Origin of the sequence: Acetobacterium carbinolicum (assembly GCF_047456275.1) — a bacterium.
Classification (GTDB): Bacteria; Bacillota; Clostridia; order Eubacteriales; family Eubacteriaceae; genus Acetobacterium; species Acetobacterium carbinolicum.
On record NZ_CP173357.1, the window covers coordinates 562,453 to 584,066 of the forward strand.

20 protein-coding genes and 2 riboswitches are annotated in these 21,614 nt (G+C 44.4%); all 20 genes read left to right on the plus strand.

What is annotated here, in order from left to right; all coding sequences use genetic code 11:
* Window positions 1–70: 70 nt before the first annotated feature.
* The 20 genes from ACIZ62_RS02540 (at window position 71) to ACIZ62_RS02635 (ending at window position 21,481) form a co-directional block, all read left to right on the plus strand.
* On the plus strand, window positions 71–1,765 hold the full coding sequence (locus tag ACIZ62_RS02540; protein WP_414151168.1) for an ABC transporter ATP-binding protein: 1,695 nt from the start codon (window positions 71–73) through the stop codon (window positions 1,763–1,765).
* Window positions 1,744–2,532, plus strand: coding sequence for an ECF transporter S component (locus ACIZ62_RS02545; protein ID WP_111888092.1), 789 nt, complete (start codon window positions 1,744–1,746; stop codon window positions 2,530–2,532). The genes ACIZ62_RS02540 and ACIZ62_RS02545 overlap by 22 nt, the downstream gene beginning before the upstream one ends.
* An 87-nt stretch (window positions 2,533–2,619) precedes the next feature.
* The gene (locus tag ACIZ62_RS02550) at window positions 2,620–3,492 is read left to right on the plus strand and encodes a leucine-rich repeat domain-containing protein (RefSeq protein ID WP_414151169.1); all 873 of its coding nucleotides are present in this window, start codon (window positions 2,620–2,622) and stop codon (window positions 3,490–3,492) included.
* A 39-nt stretch (window positions 3,493–3,531) separates the two neighbouring features.
* Window positions 3,532–4,362, plus strand: a complete 831-nt coding sequence (locus ACIZ62_RS02555) for a leucine-rich repeat domain-containing protein (RefSeq protein ID WP_414151170.1) — start codon at window positions 3,532–3,534, stop codon at window positions 4,360–4,362.
* Between the two features lie 72 nt (window positions 4,363–4,434).
* A riboswitch (cobalamin riboswitch) is annotated at window positions 4,435–4,625 on the plus strand.
* A 104-nt stretch (window positions 4,626–4,729) separates the two neighbouring features.
* Complete coding sequence (locus ACIZ62_RS02560; protein ID WP_322519470.1) at window positions 4,730–5,686, plus strand: ABC transporter substrate-binding protein; 957 nt, start codon at window positions 4,730–4,732, stop codon at window positions 5,684–5,686.
* Between the two features lie 114 nt (window positions 5,687–5,800).
* Window positions 5,801–6,832, plus strand: a complete 1,032-nt coding sequence (locus ACIZ62_RS02565) for a FecCD family ABC transporter permease (protein WP_322519471.1) — start codon at window positions 5,801–5,803, stop codon at window positions 6,830–6,832.
* Window position 6,833: 1 nt separating this feature from the next.
* Window positions 6,834–8,111, plus strand: coding sequence for a heme ABC transporter ATP-binding protein (locus tag ACIZ62_RS02570; RefSeq protein WP_414151171.1), 1,278 nt, complete (start codon window positions 6,834–6,836; stop codon window positions 8,109–8,111).
* 212 nt (window positions 8,112–8,323) lie between these two features.
* The gene (locus ACIZ62_RS02575) at window positions 8,324–9,691 is read left to right on the plus strand and encodes a cobyrinate a,c-diamide synthase (RefSeq protein ID WP_414151172.1); all 1,368 of its coding nucleotides are present in this window, start codon (window positions 8,324–8,326) and stop codon (window positions 9,689–9,691) included.
* Window positions 9,688–10,572, plus strand: coding sequence for a GHMP kinase (locus tag ACIZ62_RS02580; protein ID WP_111888087.1), 885 nt, complete (start codon window positions 9,688–9,690; stop codon window positions 10,570–10,572). The genes ACIZ62_RS02575 and ACIZ62_RS02580 overlap by 4 nt, the downstream gene beginning before the upstream one ends.
* 53 nt (window positions 10,573–10,625) lie before the next feature.
* A complete protein-coding gene (locus tag ACIZ62_RS02585) occupies window positions 10,626–11,255 on the plus strand; it encodes a precorrin-8X methylmutase (RefSeq protein WP_111888086.1) in 630 nt (209 codons plus the stop codon).
* Window positions 11,249–11,989: a precorrin-2 C(20)-methyltransferase gene (cobI, locus tag ACIZ62_RS02590; protein ID WP_414151173.1), complete on the plus strand. Its 741-nt coding sequence runs from the start codon at window positions 11,249–11,251 to the stop codon at window positions 11,987–11,989. Before ACIZ62_RS02585 ends, cobI begins: the two co-directional genes overlap by 7 nt.
* A gap of 12 nt (window positions 11,990–12,001) precedes the next feature.
* Complete coding sequence (gene cbiD, locus ACIZ62_RS02595; RefSeq protein WP_111888084.1) at window positions 12,002–13,147, plus strand: cobalt-precorrin-5B (C(1))-methyltransferase CbiD; 1,146 nt, start codon at window positions 12,002–12,004, stop codon at window positions 13,145–13,147.
* A complete protein-coding gene (gene cbiE, locus ACIZ62_RS02600; protein ID WP_111888083.1) occupies window positions 13,135–13,761 on the plus strand; it encodes a precorrin-6y C5,15-methyltransferase (decarboxylating) subunit CbiE in 627 nt (208 codons plus the stop codon). The genes cbiD and cbiE overlap by 13 nt, the downstream gene beginning before the upstream one ends.
* Window positions 13,754–14,338: a precorrin-6Y C5,15-methyltransferase (decarboxylating) subunit CbiT gene (cbiT, locus tag ACIZ62_RS02605; RefSeq protein WP_414151174.1), complete on the plus strand. Its 585-nt coding sequence runs from the start codon at window positions 13,754–13,756 to the stop codon at window positions 14,336–14,338. Before cbiE ends, cbiT begins: the two co-directional genes overlap by 8 nt.
* A gap of 45 nt (window positions 14,339–14,383) precedes the next feature.
* A riboswitch (cobalamin riboswitch) is annotated at window positions 14,384–14,569 on the plus strand.
* A 475-nt stretch (window positions 14,570–15,044) separates the two neighbouring features.
* The gene (locus tag ACIZ62_RS02610; protein ID WP_322519474.1) at window positions 15,045–15,758 is read left to right on the plus strand and encodes a type 1 glutamine amidotransferase; all 714 of its coding nucleotides are present in this window, start codon (window positions 15,045–15,047) and stop codon (window positions 15,756–15,758) included.
* A gap of 93 nt (window positions 15,759–15,851) precedes the next feature.
* Complete coding sequence (locus tag ACIZ62_RS02615; protein WP_162624491.1) at window positions 15,852–16,694, plus strand: hypothetical protein; 843 nt, start codon at window positions 15,852–15,854, stop codon at window positions 16,692–16,694.
* Between the two features lie 203 nt (window positions 16,695–16,897).
* Window positions 16,898–17,572, plus strand: a complete 675-nt coding sequence (locus tag ACIZ62_RS02620; RefSeq protein WP_414151175.1) for a response regulator transcription factor — start codon at window positions 16,898–16,900, stop codon at window positions 17,570–17,572.
* 12 nt (window positions 17,573–17,584) lie between these two features.
* Window positions 17,585–18,595, plus strand: coding sequence for a sensor histidine kinase (locus ACIZ62_RS02625; RefSeq protein WP_322519475.1), 1,011 nt, complete (start codon window positions 17,585–17,587; stop codon window positions 18,593–18,595).
* Between the two features lie 125 nt (window positions 18,596–18,720).
* Window positions 18,721–19,488, plus strand: coding sequence for an ABC transporter ATP-binding protein (locus tag ACIZ62_RS02630; RefSeq protein ID WP_111888077.1), 768 nt, complete (start codon window positions 18,721–18,723; stop codon window positions 19,486–19,488).
* Window positions 19,472–21,481, plus strand: a complete 2,010-nt coding sequence (locus ACIZ62_RS02635) for an FtsX-like permease family protein (protein ID WP_414151176.1) — start codon at window positions 19,472–19,474, stop codon at window positions 21,479–21,481. Before ACIZ62_RS02630 ends, ACIZ62_RS02635 begins: the two co-directional genes overlap by 17 nt.
* Window positions 21,482–21,614: the final 133 nt, after the last annotated feature.

Consider the following 21,614-nt stretch of genomic DNA (forward strand, 5'->3'; position numbering starts at 1 on the left):
GACGTTGATCTTTACAGTAGATCTTTAAGAAGGAGGCATTGATGATTTTTATCAATCAATCAATTAAAGGATGACAGTATTAAGAATAAACAACCTGAGCTTTACCTACCCGGAGATGAATAAACCGGCCCTGAAAAATATGAATATAGCCATTGAGGAGGGGGATTTTGTGGTGCTGTGCGGCAAAAGTGGCTGTGGTAAAAGCACCCTGCTCCGGCATTTCAAGTCGGTCCTGACCCCTCATGGGACACGCACCGGAGAAATCCTGTATCGGGAAAAACCCCTGGAAGAAGCCGATTTAAGAACCCAGAGTCAGGAAATTGGCTACGTGCTGCAAAGCCCGGAAAATCAGATTGTCACTGATAAGGTCTGGCATGAACTGGCCTTTGGTCTTGAAAGCCTGGGCTATGATACCCCGACCATTCGTCTGCGAGTCGCTGAAATGGCCTCCTACTTTGGCATCCAGGGCTGGTTTAAACGCAATGTCGTGGAATTGTCCGGGGGACAAAAGCAGCTACTGAATCTGGCCTCGATTATGGCCATGCATCCCGCGGTGCTGATTCTGGATGAACCAACCTCTCAGCTTGATCCCATTGCAGCTTCGGATTTTCTGGAAACGGTTAAAAAAATCAACCGCGAACTGGGAACCACCATTATTATGACCGAACATCGTCTGGAGGATGTTCTCCCGGTTGCCGATCAGGTGGTGGTCATGGATGAAGGCGAAATCATCGCCACGGGAACCCCCCGCCAAATCGGAAAAAAACTACGGACCCTTGGTCACGATATGTTTTTATCGATGCCGGCCCCGATGCAGATTTTTGCCGAGGTGGAATCGGATCTGGAATGCCCGATTACGGTGAGAGAAGGCCGCAAGTGGATGAGCGAACTGTTTTGCAATAATCCGGGTCTAAAAACAGTCATGCCGCTGGAAACCCCGGAGCCAGCATTAAGTGACCCGGTCGTGGAGCTTAAAGAGGTTTGGTTTCGCTATGATAAGAACTTGCCGGATGTGGTTAAAGACTTATCACTGCGGGTTCGAAAAGGCGAGTTTTACTGTCTGGTAGGCGGAAATGGCACCGGGAAAACAACCTCACTATCGCTGATTTCGGGGATCAACAAACCGTATCGGGGCAAGGTGCTACTTAATGGCCGAGATGTCAGAAAGCTAACCGATAAAGAATTGTTTCATGGCATGTTGGGGGTACTGCCACAAAGCCCCCAAAGTCTGTTTGTTAAAAAGACGGTGGAACGGGATTTATATGAAATGATTGGCGGAACCAGAGCGATAAAAGGTAGCACCTCTGACTGCGATCAGAACCAAAAAACAATGGTGGATAAGTTTGTTAAACTGATGCATCTTGAACATTTGTTGGATCAGCACCCTTACGACCTCAGCGGCGGCGAACAGCAACGGCTGGCCCTGGCCAAGATCATGCTACTGGAACCGCAGATTCTATTGCTCGATGAACCAACAAAAGGCCTGGATAACCACTTTAAGCGGGAACTGGGCGAGATTTTGAGAGCACTTCAAAAACAGGGAGTGACCATTATTATGGTTTCCCATGACATTGAATTTTGTGCCTTGTTCGGGGATGTTTGCGGCTTGTTTTTTGATGGCAGTATTGTCACCAGTAATTCACCGCGGGCTTTTTTTTCGGGCAACAGTTTTTATACCACCTCAGCAAACCGGATGTCCCGGCATATCTTTGAAAATGCAATTACAGTAAAGGATGTGATTACATGTTGTCAGATGAATTTCTAGATGACCGAGATGAGGTTGAAGAACAGGTCGAACCACCTGGCAAAAAAAACCTGAGCAAAAGAAGGCTGAGCAAACGGACATGGGCCGCCCTGATGATGATTCTGATGATGATTCCTCTGACGATCTGGTTTGGTATTTATTTTATGGAAGATCGTAAATATTATTTTATCAGCCTGTTTATTATTATCTATACCTGCATCCCTTTTTTGATGGTGTTTGAAGGACGTAAGCCCCAGGCTCGAGAGCTGATTATCATCGCCGTGCTGGCGGCTATCGGTGTCGCTGGACGGGCTGCCTTTTTCATGTTGCCACAGTTTAAACCGGTGGTGGCCATTGTCATCATTGCCGGGGTTTGTTTTGGTGCCGAATCCGGCTTTCTGGTGGGAGCCATGGTTTGTTTTGTGTCCAACTTCTTTTTTGGTCAAGGCCCCTGGACCCCCTGGCAGATGTTTGCCTTCGGTATTATTGGTTTTCTGGCGGGCATTCTGGTAAAGAAGGGTGCCATGAAAAAAAGCAAGGGTCAGCTCTGTCTGTATGGCTTTCTGGCAACCTTTTTTATCTATGGCGGAATTATGAATATGGCATCCTTGCTGATGTGGTCCAGCATTATTAACTGGAAAACGATTTTAGCCACTTATATCACTGGGGCACCCTTTGATTTGATTCATGCCAGTGCCACTGTGTTTTTCTTATTTGTTGCAGCTAACCCGATGATTGAAAAATTGGAACGGATCAAGAAAAAATATGGTCTGATTGATCCAAAATAGATTTTGTTTTAGTGAAAAAAGATCAAAAGTGACAGGGAGAGTTTCTTTTGATGATGACAGCGGATGCTGAGATGGAGAAATGACGAAATGGAAGAGTATAGTAAAGCAGTAGAAACGCGGCAAACCCAGGTATGGCATGTGAATCAGAGAGTAAAACAAGAGGGTCTCTTTGATTGCAGCGATGCGAAAAGTATTAAAAACAAACAGATGGAGGTCACGGAACCCTTTAGGGAGATTGGCACGGGTGCCTTTAAAGGAATCACAAAGGTGCGGCGGGTAGTTTTGTCAAACAGCGTCAAAATTATCGGCAATGAAGCCTTCCGGGGCTGCACCATGTTAAATCGGATTGAACTATCAAAACAAATCTGGCGCATTGGCAAGGGTGCCTTTTACGATTGCCTGCGACTAAGAACTATCGATATCCCCTGGCGGGTCAGGCGGATCGAAGAAAAGACCTTTAAGAAGTGCCGGTCTTTGAATGATCTTGTTTTGCATGACAATATTGAGTACATTGGGGAGAGTGCCTTTCTGGAATGTGAGGCATTAGCTGGAATTTCTATACCGGAAAAAGTGGAAGCGATCAATTTCAGAGCTTTTTGTGGATGCAAGAATTTGCAAGCGGTGAAGTTGCCGATGAATTTAAAAAGCATCGGTAGAGAAGCATTTTATAATTGTGGACTATTATCAATTGAGCTCAATGACCAGTTGGAGTCAATTGAAGAAAGTGCCTTTCTGAAATGTAAAGTTCTTGAGGAAATTGAAATCCCCAAAAGTGTAAAGCACATCGGGAAATGGGCCTTTCATGGCTGTCCAAAACTGGTAAAAGTAACTTTCCGTAGTGACCCGGAATATTTGGGTGAATGGCTTTTCAATCGAAAAAGTGTTAGAATATTCTGTAAAAAGGGATCTCGGGTCGATCAGTATTGTCAAAATTACGATTATCAGACGGAGTATTTATAATAACGGTGTTTGTATAAATAATGATGAGGAGCAGGCGGGATGATCAGGACATTGGGAAAGAATCAGGTGAGAATTTATAAACAGGAAAAAATTGTCATCAACGAGAATTATGATGCGATTGGTTTTGGTGCATTTGAAAATAAGATGAGTTTAAAAAAATTGACCTTACCGGAAGGTTTGATTCGAATTGATAAAAATGCCTTTAAAGGTTGTACGGCCCTGAAAACCCTTCATGTTCCAGTAACGCTCAAAGAAATTGGGGAAGCAGCGTGGATGGGCTGCACCAATTTGTTGATGATCGAAATCCCGAATGGCATTCGGTCAATTCCGCCGAGAACGTTTAAAAATTGTCTGGCCCTGACTCAAATCACACTTTCGCCAAGTAGTTGCTTAACCGGTATTGGAGAAAGTGCCTTCGAATCCTGTCGGGAATTAAAAACCATTGCGATCCCCGATGGGGTCAGCCGGATTGAACGACGCACCTTTTATCGGACCAAGAATATGAAAAGCGTGGTATTCCCAGAAAATCTGACTTTTATCGGCAAAGAAGCATTCTATTTTTCCGGACTGGAAGGAAAACTGATGATCCCAGAGGGCGTGACAGAAATTGAAGAGAGTGCTTTTTTTAGGTGTAAAAACCTGACCGAGGTGTTCATTCCCGGTAGTGTCAAGCGGCTGGGAAAATGGACTTTTCATGGCTGCTCGCGGCTTAAATATCTGACTATTCTTCATGATATTGATGAAATCGGCGAATGGATTATTAATAAAAATGATACCATAATTCGCTGCATAAAGGGTTCCCGGGTGGATCACTATTGCCAATCCCAGGAGTTTCGAACAGAATACGTAAATAATGTTGCGAAAAAATAAAGGACTTCAATAACTAGAATTTAGACGATCAAATGCTTGGCTTGGGATGAAGCTCGCTAAAATATTCAATTGAAAAATTTGCTATTCTATGATACACTTCCACTAATATAATAGGAAAGTGATGAGGAAAGGGGTGTAAGACCCCTACAGCCCCCGCTACTGTAATTGCTGACGACGTTTTTAATCCACTGTCTAACCGATGGGAAGGGAGAACTGAGGATGAAGCAAGAGTCAGGACACTCATAATCATAGAAATTCTTCGGTGGGAAGAAAAGAATTAAACCTTTTGTTTAGTATCCAGCCTCCACAGGAAGCTGGATTTATTTTTGCGAAAAAAGCAAAAAAATAAAGAAAAAGAAGGAAGAAAATGAAAAAGAAAAGTATGAGAAGGTTGTTGGTGATTTTTACCGTATTAGCGCTGATGGTATCCTTTACCGGCTGCCAGAGTGGCGAGTCATCCGCAGATGGTTCAGGCGTCTCACCCAAAAGCGGTGCTACCACCTATCCGGTGACAATAACCGATGATCTTGGAAACGCCGTCAAAATTGAAAAAGAACCCCAGAAAATTGTCTCACTGTCTCCCGCTGCAACCGAGATTTTATTCGCCATTGGTGTAGGGGATCAGGTGGTGGGTCGCACCGAATATGATAATTATCCTGAACAGGCGCTAACCGTGCCGAGCATCGGTGACTACAATGCGCCCAATGTGGAAAAAATCATTGCTCTGTCACCCGATTTAGTACTGGCTTCAGATTTTGTTTCCGATGATGTCAGAAAACAACTGGAAGCCACGGGTGCAAAGGTCATCCTCTTTAGTCCGATCAGTATAGATGGGGTTATGAAAGATATTGTGATTGCGGGTGAAGTGGCAAACGCTAATGATGCGGCTGGGGATGTGGTTAAAAAAATGATGACGGATCGTCAGGTGATCGTTGATCAGGCCAAAACTGCTAAAACCCAGAAATCAGTCTTTATTGATGTGGGTGACTTCTTCAGTGCTGGTCCTAACTCGATGATGGATGCAATGCTTATTGATCTTAATGCCAAAAATATCGCTGCTGATGCAGCTACGCCATGGCCTCAGCTTAGTACTGAACAAATTATTGCGAGCAATCCGGATGTGTATATTTCCCTTTACAACACACCAGAACAGGTAAAGGCGACGCCCGGGTTTGACAAGGTTACCGCGATTAAAAATAACGAGATCGCATATTACGAATTTTTAACCCCGGAAAGCGATTTAATTCAACGACCGGGCCCCCGGATTGTACAGGGGCTGGCATTGTTGGCTAAGGATATTTATCCGGAAATATTTGCAAAATAAAGTGTCTGTTAAACCAAAATTGGTAGGGGTGAAATCTGTTCGCCCCTGAATTTTATCAGATAAAGAAGAGAAAATTCAGGAGTGAACAGATTAAATGGAGAAAATGGAGTCAGCATGAAAAAAAAACTGAAAAAATACGCGTTGCCATTGTCGATTGCAATCTGCATCGGCACGATTTATCTGTGCACCCTTACGGGGATTACGACCATTTCGTTTGGGGATGCCAATAAAATTCTGTTAAATCAGATCTTTCATATTAATCTGGGGATGGAAAATATCAATGAGGGCGCAACGGCGATTATCTGGAATGTTCGCCTACCCCGGGTCATTCTCGCTTTTCTGACCGGTGGTGCTTTGGCACTGTGCGGGGCTGCCTATCAGGGAATCTTTAAAAATCCGATGGCCGACCCCTACATTTTAGGGGTATCCTCCGGGGCGGCATTGGGTGCCTCGATTGGTATTGTGATGAATTTCTCCAGTAATTTTTTAGGATCCAATGGGGTTGCTATCCTGGCTTTTGGCGGTTCTTTTTTAACCATCCTGTTGGTTTATAATATTTCCCGGGTCGGTCGTAAGGTGCCGGTGGCCACGCTTTTACTCAGTGGCATCGCCATTGGCCAATCACTGGGAGCCTTTATGTCATTACTGATGATCTTTAATAATGATAGCATGACGCAAATTATTTTTTGGGTGATGGGAAGTTTAAATGGTAAGGGTTGGGATCAGGTCCTGATTGTATTGCCCTATGTAGTGATTGGCTGCGTCATCATGTTAACCTCCGTCAGAGAGCTGGATATTATGCTGCTGGGCGAAGAAACGGCCACTCAATTGGGCGTTGATACCGAGGCGCTTAAGAAGAAAATCCTCTTTTCCTCATCCCTCATAACGGCAGCAGTGGTTGCGGCCACGGGGATTATCGGATTTGTTGGGCTGATTGTGCCCCATATTGTCCGCATGATCACCGGTCCCAAACACCGCACATTGGTACCCTTTTCAGTGCTCTTTGGCGGTGCTTTTCTCATTCTTTGCGACACCCTGGCCCGGTCGGTGACCTCTCAGGAAATTCCGGTGGGTGTAATCACCGCCGCCTTTGGCGGTCCTTTCTTTGTTTATCTGCTCCGCAAAAGAAAAAAAGGGGGGCTCTGAGATGGAACGGTTAATGCCAAGAATCATGCTCGATTTCAAGGATGTGGTATCCGGTTATGGTGAAAAAGATATCCTACAGGGATTTAGCGCGACCATCTGTCAGGGCGAGTTTGTCGGGCTGATTGGTCCTAACGGCACCGGCAAGTCAACCCTGTTAAAATGCTTGTCCGGACTGCTGCCGGTTAAATCCGGGGTGATTACCCTGGAAGAAAAGAACAATACTAGCTATACCCAACGGGAACGGGCCCAGATGATCGCCGTGGTGCCCCAGTCTTTTGATATCGACTACGATTTTACCGTGGAGGACATCGTTCTGATGGGGCGAAACCCCTATCTGAGTTATCGCACCAGAGAAACTCAGAATGATTATAATATTGTGACCGAGGCCATGCGGGCTACCAAGACCTTAAATTTTAGAAAACGGTTTTATAATAATCTCAGCGGTGGCGAAAAGCAACGGGTGATTATTGCCCGGGCCATCGCTCAGGAACCGGATATCATTCTTCTGGATGAACCCACCTCGGCTTTGGATATCCACCATCAGATTGAAGTGATGGAGCTGATCCGCAACCTGAATTTAAAAAAATCGATGACCGTGGTGGCAGTGCTTCACGACATCAATCTGGCGGCCCGATATTGCAACCGGCTTATTTTAATGAAAGACGGCCGGGTCATCATCGATGGAACACCGAAAGAAGTAATCACCGAAGCCAATCTCAAAAAAGTCTATGAAATGAAAATGTTTATTCAGGAGAATAAGCTTTTTTGTAAACCGGAGATTATCCCACTGCGGGTGATTAAGGAATCGGAAAACTATCGCAGTTTGAAAATTCACGTGATCTGTGGAGGCAATCAGGCTTCTCAGGTGTTAGAAGAACTGGAGGCCATGGGCCATCAGGTCACAGCCGGAGTGGTCAACCAGGGCAGTGATGACTGGACCATCTGTGATGTGCTGGGGATTCCGATGGTTGAAGAAAGTCCTTTTACCGCCATCAGCAGGGAAAAGCAGGAAGAAAACCTGGCGGTGATGGCAGAAAGTGACCTGATTTTGATTTCGGATCTGCCTTTTGGTCATGGTAATATTAATAACCTGATGGGTTTGGAAAACCTGCGGGGTGAGCTTTATTTCCATCGAAATTGTCTGAACAACGATTTTACCGAAGGCGAGCTGGTTAAACAGCTTGAGCTTATCAAAAAGAAGAAAACGGTCAACGAAATGAATAGTCATCAGGAGTTTATAAAAATGATCAAAGAACGGACCCTGATTAATGAAAAATAGCTTCGCAAATGGTTGGCTGGAAGCAGCCGCTGTGCGGTGAAGTTTTTAATATATGAGTCGGATTAAATATTTAATGTAGGGGCGATTATTAATCGCCCGCATACTGCACAATTACCGGTTCAATTTGCAAAATTCTTTAATTCAACGTATAGAGCAATTTTAATAACAATATAAGCGTGTGATACAAGTCATTTGAAAAAGGAGACAGAAATATGAATTATTTTATGCTGGCGGGAACCAGCAGCAATGTTGGCAAAACAACGGTTACCATGGGCATCATGGCGGCCTTTAAAAAGCGGGGTCTCCGGGTAAAGCCTTTTAAAACCGGTCCGGATTATATTGATCCGATGTTTCATCGCTTTGTTACTGGTGAACCTTCCATTAATCTGGACACCTGGATGCTGGACGAGGAAATCATCAGGGGGCTCTTTTTTAGACGGCTGGACGAAGAAAATGGTCTGGGGATTGCTGAAGGGGTCATGGGTCTCTATGACGGCCATAGTCTGGAGTCGGAGGTGGGCAGCAGTGCCTATCTGGCCAAAACCATTGGCGCACCGGTGATTTTGATCATTGATGGCCGGGGCATGGCTAAGAGCGCCGCAGCACTGGTAAAGGGTTATGTCGATTTTGACCCCGAAGCGAATATTGTAGGGGTCATCATCAATCGCATTTCATCAAAGTCTCATTACCTGTTGTTAAAAGAAATGATTGAAGCCTATAATGATGTGACCTGCCTGGGTTACTTTCCCAATAATCCGGACATTGTCATGGACAGTCGTCACCTCGGGCTGGTACCGGTGGAAGAGATTGCTGATTTCAGGGAAAAGGTGGACAAGGCCGGAGCGTTGGCTGAAGCCCATATTGATCTGGATAAATTATGGGAAATTAGCAAGCATGACCAACCGGTGAGTGCTTTTATCGATCCCTTTTTAGCTTATGCCGATAAATATCAGGGGTTGCGGATTGGCGTTCCCAAAGATCGGGCCTTTAATTTTTACTATGACGATAATTTTAAAGCCCTGGCAAACGCCGGAGTGGAAGTGGTTACTTTCAGTCCCTTAAATGATGCGCGTCTCCCAGAGCATCTCGATGGTTTATATATCGGTGGTGGCTTTCCGGAAATATTCGGCGCCGAGCTGGCCGCCAACACGTTGATGATTGCTGATATCAAAGATAAGCTGGAAGCCGGATTGCCCTGTTATGCGGAGTGCGGGGGGCTTATGTATCTGACCAATTCGATGACTCTAAACAGCGGTGAAACGAATCCGGCGGTGGGATTTTTCGATGCCGATTCCACAATGACCAAACGGCTGCAGCGGTTTGGATATGTTGATATTTCGGCCTATCTTGGTGGAAAAAGCATTGCGGTTCGCGGACATGAATTTCATCACAGCCTGGTTTCTAGTGATGAAGTCTTGCCGACGGCCTATGTAATCACCAAAAAAGGGAAAACCTGGACCTGTGGGTACCGCCAGAAAAATGTCCTGGCCGGTTATCCGCATATTCATTTTTACAGCAACCCGATGTTTTTAAGCAGTCTCCTAAATGTCGTTCTGGAGCACAAAGCGGGGCAGGCATGAGGCGGGTTAAGGTCGAAACCCCGGGAACCTGTGGCGAATATATTCAGGGCTGGTATGATGGCAGTCCCTGTCTGGTATCCAGCCCGATTGACCGATATTCCCGGATTACGATTGCTGAAGGCCCGGGGAATCTTGAGGTGTTAAAGCCCAAAACCAGAAAACAGGTCGAAGCGGTTTTTCGGCGCTTTGCGATTCCAGAGCTGGAAAAAAAACATTTGCATTTTTCCATGGTTAGTGATATTCCCGTAGAAAAGGGAATGGCCAGCAGCACTGCCGATATTGCCGGAATGGCTGCCGGGCTTTGTGCTTATTTTGGTCTGGATCTGATCCCAAAGGAGATCGGTTCGCTTTGCACCGGTATTGAGCCATCAGACAATCTGATGTTTGAGCGCTTAAACCTTTTTAATCATCTCAGTGGCTCGGTACTAAAGGAATTTGATGGCACCGTGGAAGCAGATATCCTAATCATTGATTTTAACGGTGGCATTGATACGATGACCTTTAATGAAAGTCAGGATGATTATTCCTCAGACGACTTAGCCATCTTTGTCGAAATTGTCACTCAATTTGAAAAAGGGGTTCGCACCGAAAGCCTCAAGGAGATTGGCGCGGCCTGTACTAAAAGCGCTATTCTTAACCAGAAACGCTTAAAAAAGAATTATCTCGATGATTTGATTGGCCTATCTCGGGATTTTGGTGGTCTGGGAACCGTCATCGGTCATAGCGGCACAGTGATTGGCGTCATGTATGACAATGGTGATTTTCAAGAAGCTGAGTTTCTAAATGCATTCAAGCAGGTTGTTCCCGAATCGGCCTATGCCGAAATCTACCAAAACCGCCTGATCCCGGGCGGAATAAAAATAACCACCGAAGAGGTGTGATCATAGAGCTTTGAATAATAAAGAAATAAATCGACTTAAGAAAGTGAGAAAAAATGGAATACATTAACAACCCCCGAGAAATTGAAGAGCGTAGTTTTGAGATTATTACCGCTGAAATGGGCGATAAGGTTTTCCCGGAAGCCATTGCCCCGATGGTTAAACGGATCATCCATACCACCGCTGATTTTGAATATGCGGATTTACTGGAAATTTTAAACAACGGTTATGAAAGTGGCATCGAAGCACTAAAACAGGGCAAGAAAATTTATGCCGACACCCGGATGATTCAGGTCGGAGTTAATAAAAAAGCACTGGCTGACCACGGCATTGAAATTGTCAATTTTGTCCACGATGCCGATGTCGCCGCAGAAGCCAAAAAGCGCGGCGTCACCCGCTCCACGGTCAGCATGGAAAGAGCGTTGAAGGACGACAGTGTGGGCATCTTTGCCATCGGTAATGCGCCAACCGCCTTATATACCCTGATTGAACAGGTCAAGCTTGGCAATGCCAAACCAGCCCTGATTATCGGTGCGCCAATCGGTTTTGTCGGCGCGGCGGAATCCAAGGAAGCTTTGGATCAGATTGACAGTCCCATCATTCGGATCAACGGACGAAAAGGCGGCAGTCCGGTCGTGGCGGCGATTCTTAATGCCATGCTTTATCAACTGGGAAGAGAATGGTAAAGATGATGAGCGCTACAAAAAAAGGAATTTTTTATGGCATCGGAGTTGGCCCCGGCGATCCCGATCTGCTCACCGTTAAAGCGGCTAAGGTTTTAGATGCCTGTGATATGGTGATTACCCCGGTAAAAAAAATGGGCAGCACCAGTGTTGCCTTTGAAATTGTCAAAAGTCATATCTCCGATTTGTCAAAAGTTCTGGAAATGAATTTTCCGATGATTTCCCTGTCTCAGGAACGGGAAGCCTTGCAAAAACAATGGAAAGAAAATGCCGATGAAATTGAAGTGCTGCTTAATCAGGGCAAGGACGTCGCCTTTATTACTCTGGGTGATCCGATGGTCTTTAGCACCTATTCTTATGTGATGGAATATCTACTAAAACGTAGTATTGAAGTGATCACCCTGTCAGGGGTGCCGTCATTTTGCAATCTCGGGGCGCAACTCAATATTCCCCTGACCCAGGGAGAAGAATCCTTGGGGATTGTGGCGATGACTCAGCCAGTAGAAGAAATCCGGGCGATTTTGGATGCCCACCAGAATATTGTGGTGATGAAAATTTCCGCCAATAATGCCTGGATGGCTGAGGAACTGGAAGCCCGCGGGCTGGAAAAAAGCTTTGTGCTGGTATCCAACATCGGTATGGACACCCAGCAAGTGGTCCGGGATATTGATGTCTTAAAAGGTAAGATCCCGTATTTATCGACCTTATTAATCAAAAAGAATTATCCCCTTCAGTAAGGGAGGTAAGCCATGTTAAATAAAACCATTGAAAAAAATGGCAAGACCCTGCGCTACGGCTATACCACCGGCTCTTGCGCCACCGCCGCCACCAAAGCGGCACTGTTAATGTTTTTAAATCAACAGAAATGGGAAACCATTGAAATCAGTACACCCAAGGGCTGGACCCTGGATCTGGTGCTGCACGATCAGACTTTTTCAGAAAACGAAGCCTCCTGCTCAGTGATCAAAGACTCTGGGGACGATCCGGATGTGACCAATGGCGTCAAGGTTTTTTCGAAAATCACCCCATCAGACCAGGCCGGAATTGAGTTTGCAGCCGGCATTGGTGTCGGTACGGTCACCTCAGTGGGACTCAGTATTCCTCCGGGTGAACCGGCCATTAATCCGACCCCAAGGGAGATGATTACCCGGGAGATTAAAACGGTTTTAGCTTCTGAAGCCGCACGTCAGATCACGGATTTACCCAAAGGTTGGCGGGTCGAGCTGTCCATTCCCCAGGGCGTGGAGCTGGCCAAACGAACCTTTAATCCCAAGCTGGGGATTAAAGGCGGACTGTCGATTATCGGCACTTCCGGGATTGTTGAGCCGATGAGTGAAGATGCCCTTAAGGCGTCCCTGAAACTGGAACTCTCAGTGCTCCATGCCAAAGGCTTTAAAGAAATCATCTTTGTCCCCGGCAATTATGGGAAAGACTTTTCCGAGGAACTGGGACTTTCTGAGGAGGTACTGGTAAAAACCAGTAATTATATCGGTTTTATGCTGGATGAGGCTGAACGGATGGGTTTTGATAAGATTCTGCTGATTGGCCATCTGGGAAAACTGGTGAAGCTGGCTGGGGGGATTTTTAATACCCATAGCAGTGTTGCCGACGGACGGATGGAAATTCTAACCGCCCACGCCGGTTTGCTCGGCGCAACCCAGAAAACGATGGAAAAAATCATGACCTCTAAAACCACCGATGAAGCAACCGATTTAATTCTGAGCAAAAATTTGCCGGACTATTTTGATCATCTGGCCGAGGTCATAAAGAAAAAGGTCACCGATCGGGTTTATGGCACCATTGAAATGGAAGTGGTGTTGTTTTCCAAGATCCATGGCTTTTTAGGACAAAGCAAAGACGCAGAAGAGTTGAGGAAACGATTATGTACCCATTAAAAATTATTGGACTGGGACCGGGACATCCGGATTATATACTGCCGATCGCATTAAAAGAAATTGAAGCGGCAGAAGTGATTCTCTGTGGCACCCGCCATGCTGAAAGTTTTGATGCCAGTGGTAAAGAAATGCTTTTTATCGGCAAGGGAACCCCCCTAAGTGAGCTGATGGAAAAGGTTGCCCAGGTATACAAGACTAAGAAAACCGCGCTGGTTGTTTCCGGTGACTGCGGCTTTTATAGTCTGCTGACCTATGCCAAAAAAGTAGTACCGGAAAAGGACATTGTCTGCATCCCCGGGATTAGTTCGTTGCAGTATTTTTTTGCCAAACTGGCAATGTGTTGGGAAGATGCTAAGCTGATGAGCCTTCATGGCCGGGATCAGGATTTGGCGGCAGCTCTGGCAAAAAATAAAAAGCTGGGCATTCTTACTGACAAAAATAATAATACTGCGTTTATTGCCGGGATTCTTAAATCAGTCGGTTGTGAAAACAGCTTGCTTTATGTTGGTGAAGAGTTATCCTATCCTAATGAGAAAATAACCCGCTTAACCGTAACAGAAGCCCTGAGCTATCAGGAGGAAGGGCTGGCAGTCGTGGTGGTCATCAATGAGTAAGATAGCAGGATACAAGGACGAGGCCTATATTCGGGGTAAGGCACCGATGACTAAACGCGAAATCCGCATCCTCACCATTTCGTTGCTGGGGATAAACCCCGGCGATGTGGTCGTAGATATCGGCGCCGGCACCGGGGGTCTCACTATGGAAGCAGCTTATGCCGCCGACCATGGTAAGGTCTATGCTGTGGAAGCCAAAGAAACGGCGCTGGAACTGGTAAAAAAGAATAAAGAACATTTTAATGCCAACCATGTGGTCATTATCCCCGGTAAGGCGCCAGAAGCGCTGGCTGAAATTAAAGAGCCAGTGGATCGGGTCATCATCGGTGGTTCCGGCGGTAATATGGAAGGCCTGTTTCAGTGGTGTAAGGCCAATCTCCGGGCCGGTGGTCGGGTCATTGCCAATTTTGTCACCCTGGAGAACGCCGCCCAGGCCACCACCCTGATGAACCAGTATTTTGAAAATGTAGAACTGGTTCAAGTGGGCATCAGCCGGGGCGAAGGCATTGGTGGTTTAACGATGCTAAAGGCCGCCAACCCGATTTTTATTATCACTGGGGACGCTGAATTAAATTAACGACTCAAAGGTTCAAAATGCTATTGACAAGAAGTGCAACCTGGTGTAAAATAAACTTAATTAAATAGTGAACTTGTCCTATATTCAAGGGAAAAAGGTGTAAATCCTTTGCTGTAATCGCAGCTGTAAAACATGATGACCGTCTCATAACCACTGTTAAGAACTTAACGGGAAGGGAGATGGAAAGTTGATTGTTGAGCCAGAAGACCTGTTTGTAGTGATTTCTTAACAACCTCCGATTTAGAGGGCTGTAAGAGCATTATATTTAAATTTGTAAGTATGATTCTTTTATCCTTCTCCACTGGAGAAGGATTTTTTTTCGTCTTGTTGTCGACAACGATTGCAAGCGAACCCAGGAAGTGTGTGATTCTTGGGAGCTGGTTAATTTCTCCTAGCCAAAAGTAGAATCTCTTCGAATAGAAGGACATCTCCAAGTCAGTATTTAATTCCCTTCCTCGGGGATGGTGTGTGACATCCCCGAATTTACCTTGCTTTCATTAATTTACATTTTTGATAGAATATTATTCCTCATTTCTGCTTAGATTTTTCTGGCCAAAAATCTGAGTACCAATAAAAAAAGTGCATCCAGTTCTGGTTGTGCTTTTTTTATTTGCCTTTAAATAAAAAAATTTAAAAAATGCGTTTAAAATGGTATACTTGCATAAAAATAAGGATAATAATCAATAATCAGATAGGAAGGTCACAGATGAGAATTCACTATTTACAGCACGTACCCTTTGAAAATCCCGGCAGTATTCTAGTGTGGGCAAAAACCAATCAAAGTATTATTACCTCGACGCAATTGTATAACGATGAAGCACTGCCGGAGGTAAATGAATTTGACTGGCTGGTGGTGATGGGAGGTCCCATGAACATTTATGAAGAAGATCAATACCCCTGGCTGAAGGCCGAAAAAAAATTGATCAAAGCCGCCATAAAAGCTAACAAGGTGGTCCTTGGTATGTGTCTCGGCAGTCAGTTAATTGCTGATAGCATTGGCGGGAAGGTTGTTCAGAACAAGCAAAAAGAAATCGGCTGGCTCCCGATCACGTTTTCTAAAGAAGCCAAAGCGTCACCGCTGTTTGCATTTTTTCCGGACAACCCGGTGGTTTTTCACTGGCATGGTGATACCTTTGTCGAGCTGCCTGAGGCGGCCACGGTCATTGCCGCAAGCACCGCCTGCAAAAATCAGGCCTTCATTTATAACAAAAGAGTTTTTGGCTTTCAGTTTCACCTGGAAAACACCCTGCCGATTATTAATGATCTGATTGCAAATTGCGGCGATGAAATGGTTCCGGATGATTATGTCCAGTTGCCAAAAGAGGTCTTAGCCCATCCGGAATACATCCGTCAGGATAATCAGTGGATGGCCGCCTTTCTGACCCAACTAAAACAGATGGTTGAGGTTGACGATCTTTAATAAAAATTTTTGGCAAAAACAAATGACTGGTGAAAGAATGGGTAAATACCAAGCAAATGGTTTGCAAACATTTAGTTTTGAAAGGAATGTATGATGAAAAAGATAACATTGATACTGACAGCCCTTGGCTTAGCGCTATTGCTGTCAGGCTGCTCGCTGATTCCGAGCATTTTTGGCAATAAATCGGAGTCGGTAAAAAACCAGGAAATTACCTTAGCCTTATCATTTGGCGAAAAAACCGGCACCTATAACGGCCAATTGGTAAAAGGTTTGCCTCAGGGAACTGGCGTGTTTACGGTTTCCAATGATGCTGAAGTTGCCTGGACTTATGACGGTACATGGGAACAAGGCCATTTTCAGGGAATGGGAGAAACCGTTTGGGAAGATGGGTTCACACAGGAAGGTAATTATCAGAATGATCTTTTAAATGGGCCGGGACAAGAGTATCTTGATAAGAAGCTCTTATATGATGGCAATTACACCGATAATCGTTATGATGGACAGGGCACGCTTTACAATTATTATGGCGATATAATTTACGAGGGTAATTTTGACATGGGCTATTACGACGAGACGACTGTCCAGAGAAAGGCCCGATTGGATCCGTTTAAAGCTCAGACCACAGAGTTATCTTATGCCGATGTAGTTGAAACGGCTAAAAATGAAACCGGAAATAAGGTCAAGATGACGGGACGGGTTTATCAGGTTTATGAAAACTTTGAAAATCAACACTACTTCTGTGATTTTATCATGGATTTAAACGATGATCCTAATCAAATGGTACAGGTCTATTATCGCTTAAACTCTGGAGAATCCCCCTTTGTTGAAGGCCAAATGGTAACCGTATGGGGAACTGTTGAATACCTTTATACCGACACCACTGATGATGGTCAGCAATACTCCATCCCCAATGTGGAAGCCTGGAGTGTGGAATAAATTTTAGCGATACAAAAAAACTCCCCGTCATGCAATGGGGAGTTTTAACGTTATCGATAAGAACAAATCTGACAGTCGAATTTCAGATCGATTTTGAAATTGGGCTACTTTGATTTATAATGGGAGTTAAGCGGCAACAAAGCGGCAACAAAGCATCAGTGTTTTACTTTGCCCACGGTCAGAAAAGGATAGGATGGTTCGGTATGTATAAAATACTAATTGTAGAAGACGATCAGATTATAGCAAAAGCACTAAAAAATCATTTGGATAAATGGGAACTTGAAACCCAAATCGTTGCGGATTTCCATCATATTATGGATGAGTTTGTGGCCTATGATCCGCAGCTTGTCCTTTTGGATATCTCCCTGCCATTTTTTAACGGCTACCATTGGTGCAGCGAAATCCGCAAGCTTTCTAAGGTGCCGATTATTTTTATTTCGTCGACCAGTGATAACATGAATATTGTTATGGCAATGAACATGGGCGGCGATGACTTTATTGCCAAGCCCTTTGATCTGGCGGTGGTGGTGGCAAAGATTCAAGCTCTGCTTAGGCGGACCTACTCCTTTCAGGGCCAAGTAAGCCTACTGGAACATAAGGGCGCGATTCTAAATCTTAATGATGCCAGCATTATCTATGTGGATCAAAAAGTGGAACTAAGTAAAAATGAGTTTAAAACCCTTCAAATTTTACTGGAAAATAAGGGCAAGGTGGTCTCTCGGGATGTGATTATGAAACGGCTTTGGGACAGCGACTGCTTTGTGGACGATAACACCTTGACGGTAAATATTGCCAGGCTGCGCAAGAAATTGGAAACAGTCGGGCTGGCCGATTTTATTGCCACTAAAAAAGGCGTCGGCTATTTAATTGGGGATTAATCGAGGTGTAAAATGAAAATATTATTTGTATTGGGTGCTTACTTGAAAAGTCGGATTAGGGTAATGGTCGCCTTTGTCTTATTCATACTTGTCTTTGCCATGGTATATGCCCTGTATTATTTGCCGCTGGAGCCGATTGTTTATAGTACTGAACTGGTTATGGCTCTGGCCGTTGTTTTTGCCGGTCTGGATTTTGTGCAGTTTTATCAAAAGCATCAGCGCCTGACAGAGGGGATCAGTAGGGCCACCGCTGGGGTGGGGGAATTACCAAAGCCTCGGGATTTGCTGGAAGTAGACTATCAAACCCTGACCCGGGTATTGGCGGAGAATCGGGCTGAGCTGATCTCCCAGTTCGATAACCGGCAAACGGATATGATTGACTACTACACCTTATGGGCCCATCAGATTAAAACCCCTATCTCAGCAATGGGACTGTTACTTCAGACGGAGGAAGGTGATAGGGAACGCACCAGCACCTATGCCCAGGAACTTTTTAAAATTGAACAATACGTCGAGATGGTGCTCCAGTATTTAAGGCTTGAAAGTATGTCATCAGATTTGCTGTTGGTTGAGTATGATTTGGCAGACCTCATCAGACAGGCGGTGAAAAAATATAGCATTATTTTTATCAATAAAAAAATATCGTTGGAGTTGGAAGAAATGAATTGCCGTGTTCTAACCGACGAAAAATGGCTGATCTTTGTTCTGGAACAGATTATTTCAAACGCTCTGAAATACACCAATCAGGGGAAGATATCCATTTATTTGGATGAACATTCAGAAAAAACCCTAATTATTTCTGACACCGGTGTTGGAATCAGAGAAGAAGATATTAAACGGATTTTTGATCGGGGCTTTACCGGTTACAACGGCAGAATGGATAAAAAATCTACCGGCATCGGTCTTTACTTGAGTCAGCAAGTATTAAATAAGCTCTCCCACGTAATTACTGTAACCTCCCAGGTGGGAAAGGGCACCCGAGTCAGCATTGATCTGGCCACTAAGCGGTTTGAAGCCTTATAAGACAACCTTACAAAAGTGTAAGATTAGAAGTCGAAATGTAAGTCGAAGCGATGGCAGGGCAGCTGCGTTTCCTTTATACTTTAGTTGTCGATAAGAAAATTTCAAATCATAGAGGGAGAAAAATAATGCGATTACTCGAAGTAAAGAATTTAAAAAAGATCTATACCACCCGGTTTGGCGGGAATCAGGTACAGGCGCTGTCTAATGTTAGTTTCTCGGTGGAACAGGGCGAATACGTGGCCATCATGGGAGAATCCGGTTCAGGAAAAACAACCCTGCTCAATATTCTGGCATCGCTTGATAAACCCACCAGTGGGGAGGTGTTTCTGGACGGTAAAAATATTGTCACTATCAAAGACAGTGACATTTCGGCCTTTCGTCGGGATAATCTGGGTTTTGTCTTTCAGGACTTTAATCTTTTAGATACCTTTTCGATTCAGGATAATATCTTTTTGCCGCTGGTATTGGCTCAGAAAAAATTTGAAGAAATGAACAGCCGGATTAAGCCCCTTTCGCAGCGATTAGAAATCGAGGAACTGCTACAAAAATTCCCCTACGAGGTTTCCGGAGGGCAAAAACAGCGGGCCGCAGTGGCCCGGGCACTGATTACCGAGCCCAAACTGGTGCTCGCTGATGAACCCACCGGTGCCTTGGATTCCAAGGCGGCGATGAATCTGCTAAAGATCTTTTCAACCATCAATGACCTGGGTCAGACGATCCTGATGGTTACTCACTCAGTGGCAGCAGCCAGTCATGCCAACCGGGTGTTATTTATCAAAGATGGCGAAATATACAATCAGATCTATCGGGGTTCGATGAGTAACGACGACATGTATCAGAAAATATCCTTTACCTTGTCGATACTGGCAACCGGAGGTGAGAACCTTGAATAAGTTTTTTTATCCCAAGTTGGCGCTGGTCAATTTAAAGAAAAACGGGAACACCTACATCCCTTATATACTGACTTGTATCGGATCGATTATGGCTTTTTATACCATCGTTTCAATCCAAAGCAATAAGGGATTAGACGCAATGCAAGGTTCGGAAAGCTTGAAAATATTATTATTCCTCGGGATTATTGTTATTGGCATTTTTGCGGTGATCTTTCTCTTCTATACCAACAGTTTTTTGATTAAACGACGAAAAAAAGAACTGGGATTATACAGTATTCTGGGAATGGAAAAGAAGCATATTGCCAGAGTGTTATTCTATGAAACGCTATTTGTGACGGTAATCAGTTTGAGTTTAGGGCTCCTTGGTGGGGTCCTGATTGGGAAACTGATGTTTCTAATCCTTCTTAACCTTGCTCATATTAAAAGTCCACTTACTTTTAAGATTGATCAAATGGGTTTGTTATATACGACGGTTGTATTTCTGGCTATTTTTGGCTTGACCCTATTAACTAATTTTTTGCAGGTAAAGCTTACCAACCCCATTGATTTATTAAGAGGTGGGGAGCATGGTGAAAAAGAACCAAAATCTTCATGGTTGATGACGCTCATCGGCGTGATTTCGCTGGGAATTGGCTATGCGATTGCTTTATCAGTGCAAGATCCCATTGAAGCGATACTGCTTTTCTTTGTGGCCGTTATTTTTGTCATCATCGGAACCTATGCTTTGTTTACAGCGGGGAGCGTCACACTGCTAAAATGCTTGAAGAAGAATAAAAAGTTCTATTACCAGTCCCGAAATTTTATTTCAGTTTCCGGGATGATTTATCGAATGAAACAAAATGCTGTCGGTCTGGCTAATATTTGTATTCTCAGCACCATGGTATTGGTCACGATCTCCACGACGGTATCCTTATACATCGGTCAGGAAAGTATGCGGCGGGATTACTATCCCATGGATGTGAGCTTTATTGGTGCGGCTGAAACCACCGATTTTTCGGAGATTGAAAAAATTGTTGTAGCCGAAAAGACCAGTGCCAAGGTAGAAACAACAAATGAACTGTCTTTTGATATGAGTACTTTTACGGCCTTTAAGGAGGGCAGCCATTTTCTGCCGGATATGGTAACGGATGAGAACTTGGATCTAACGTATTATAATACGATCAGTAAGATTACCACGGTACCGCTAGAAGATTACAACCGGATGACGAATCAAAACAAAACCCTGGCAGAAAATGAAGTAATGATTTTTTCAGCCGGTGAGAATTACCAGGAACAAACCGTGGTTTTTGGCGAAAATCTGTTTTTGGTGGTTGAACAGCTCGAATCAGTGCCGATGGACTTCAAAAAGAAATTGATTACCGGAAATAGCTATTATATCATTGTCAATGACGAACAGATGATGTCGACTATTTACACGGCCATGAATGCCAATAAAGACAATGCTGACAGTGAGTCACCAGCGATTCATCACGCCATGATGTTTAATCTCAGTGGCAGTGAAGATAATATTAACCATTTTTCAAAACAGGTGAGGGCTTCGGTTAGTCAGCTCAATCCGGATATTGAGATAAGAAATATTTATGAATCACTGGCAGAACTTTATGGAATATTTGGTGGTTTTTTATTCCTGGGTGTATTTCTGGGCTCCCTCTTTATGATGGCCACGGTGTTAATTATCTATTTTAAACAGATTTCTGAAGGTTATGAAGACAGCGAACGGTTTGTCATTATGCAGAAGGTGGGGATGGATAAAACCGAGGTTAAAAAAACTATTGGCAAGCAGATCTTAATGGTATTTTTTCTGCCCCTGGCCGGAGCCATCATCCACGTGGCTTTTGCCTTTCCGGTTATTACTAAAATGTTAGCCGCCTTCCGGCTGACCAATATACCCCTAATTCTTTTATGCACGCTTGTGGGGGTTGTTGTTTATGCTTTAGTGTATACTGGGGTTTATCTACTCACGGCCAGATCCTATTATAAGATGATTCATTAATAGTTACAACGATTGGTTAATAAGAATCCCTCCCAGTTCATTTAATTAAAAGATCAGTGTTGCCTATCGTAATAGGGGCAGTTAATGGGCCTTATTGAAGGTTTGTAAAAAAATAGAGAGAGGCATCAAAGCT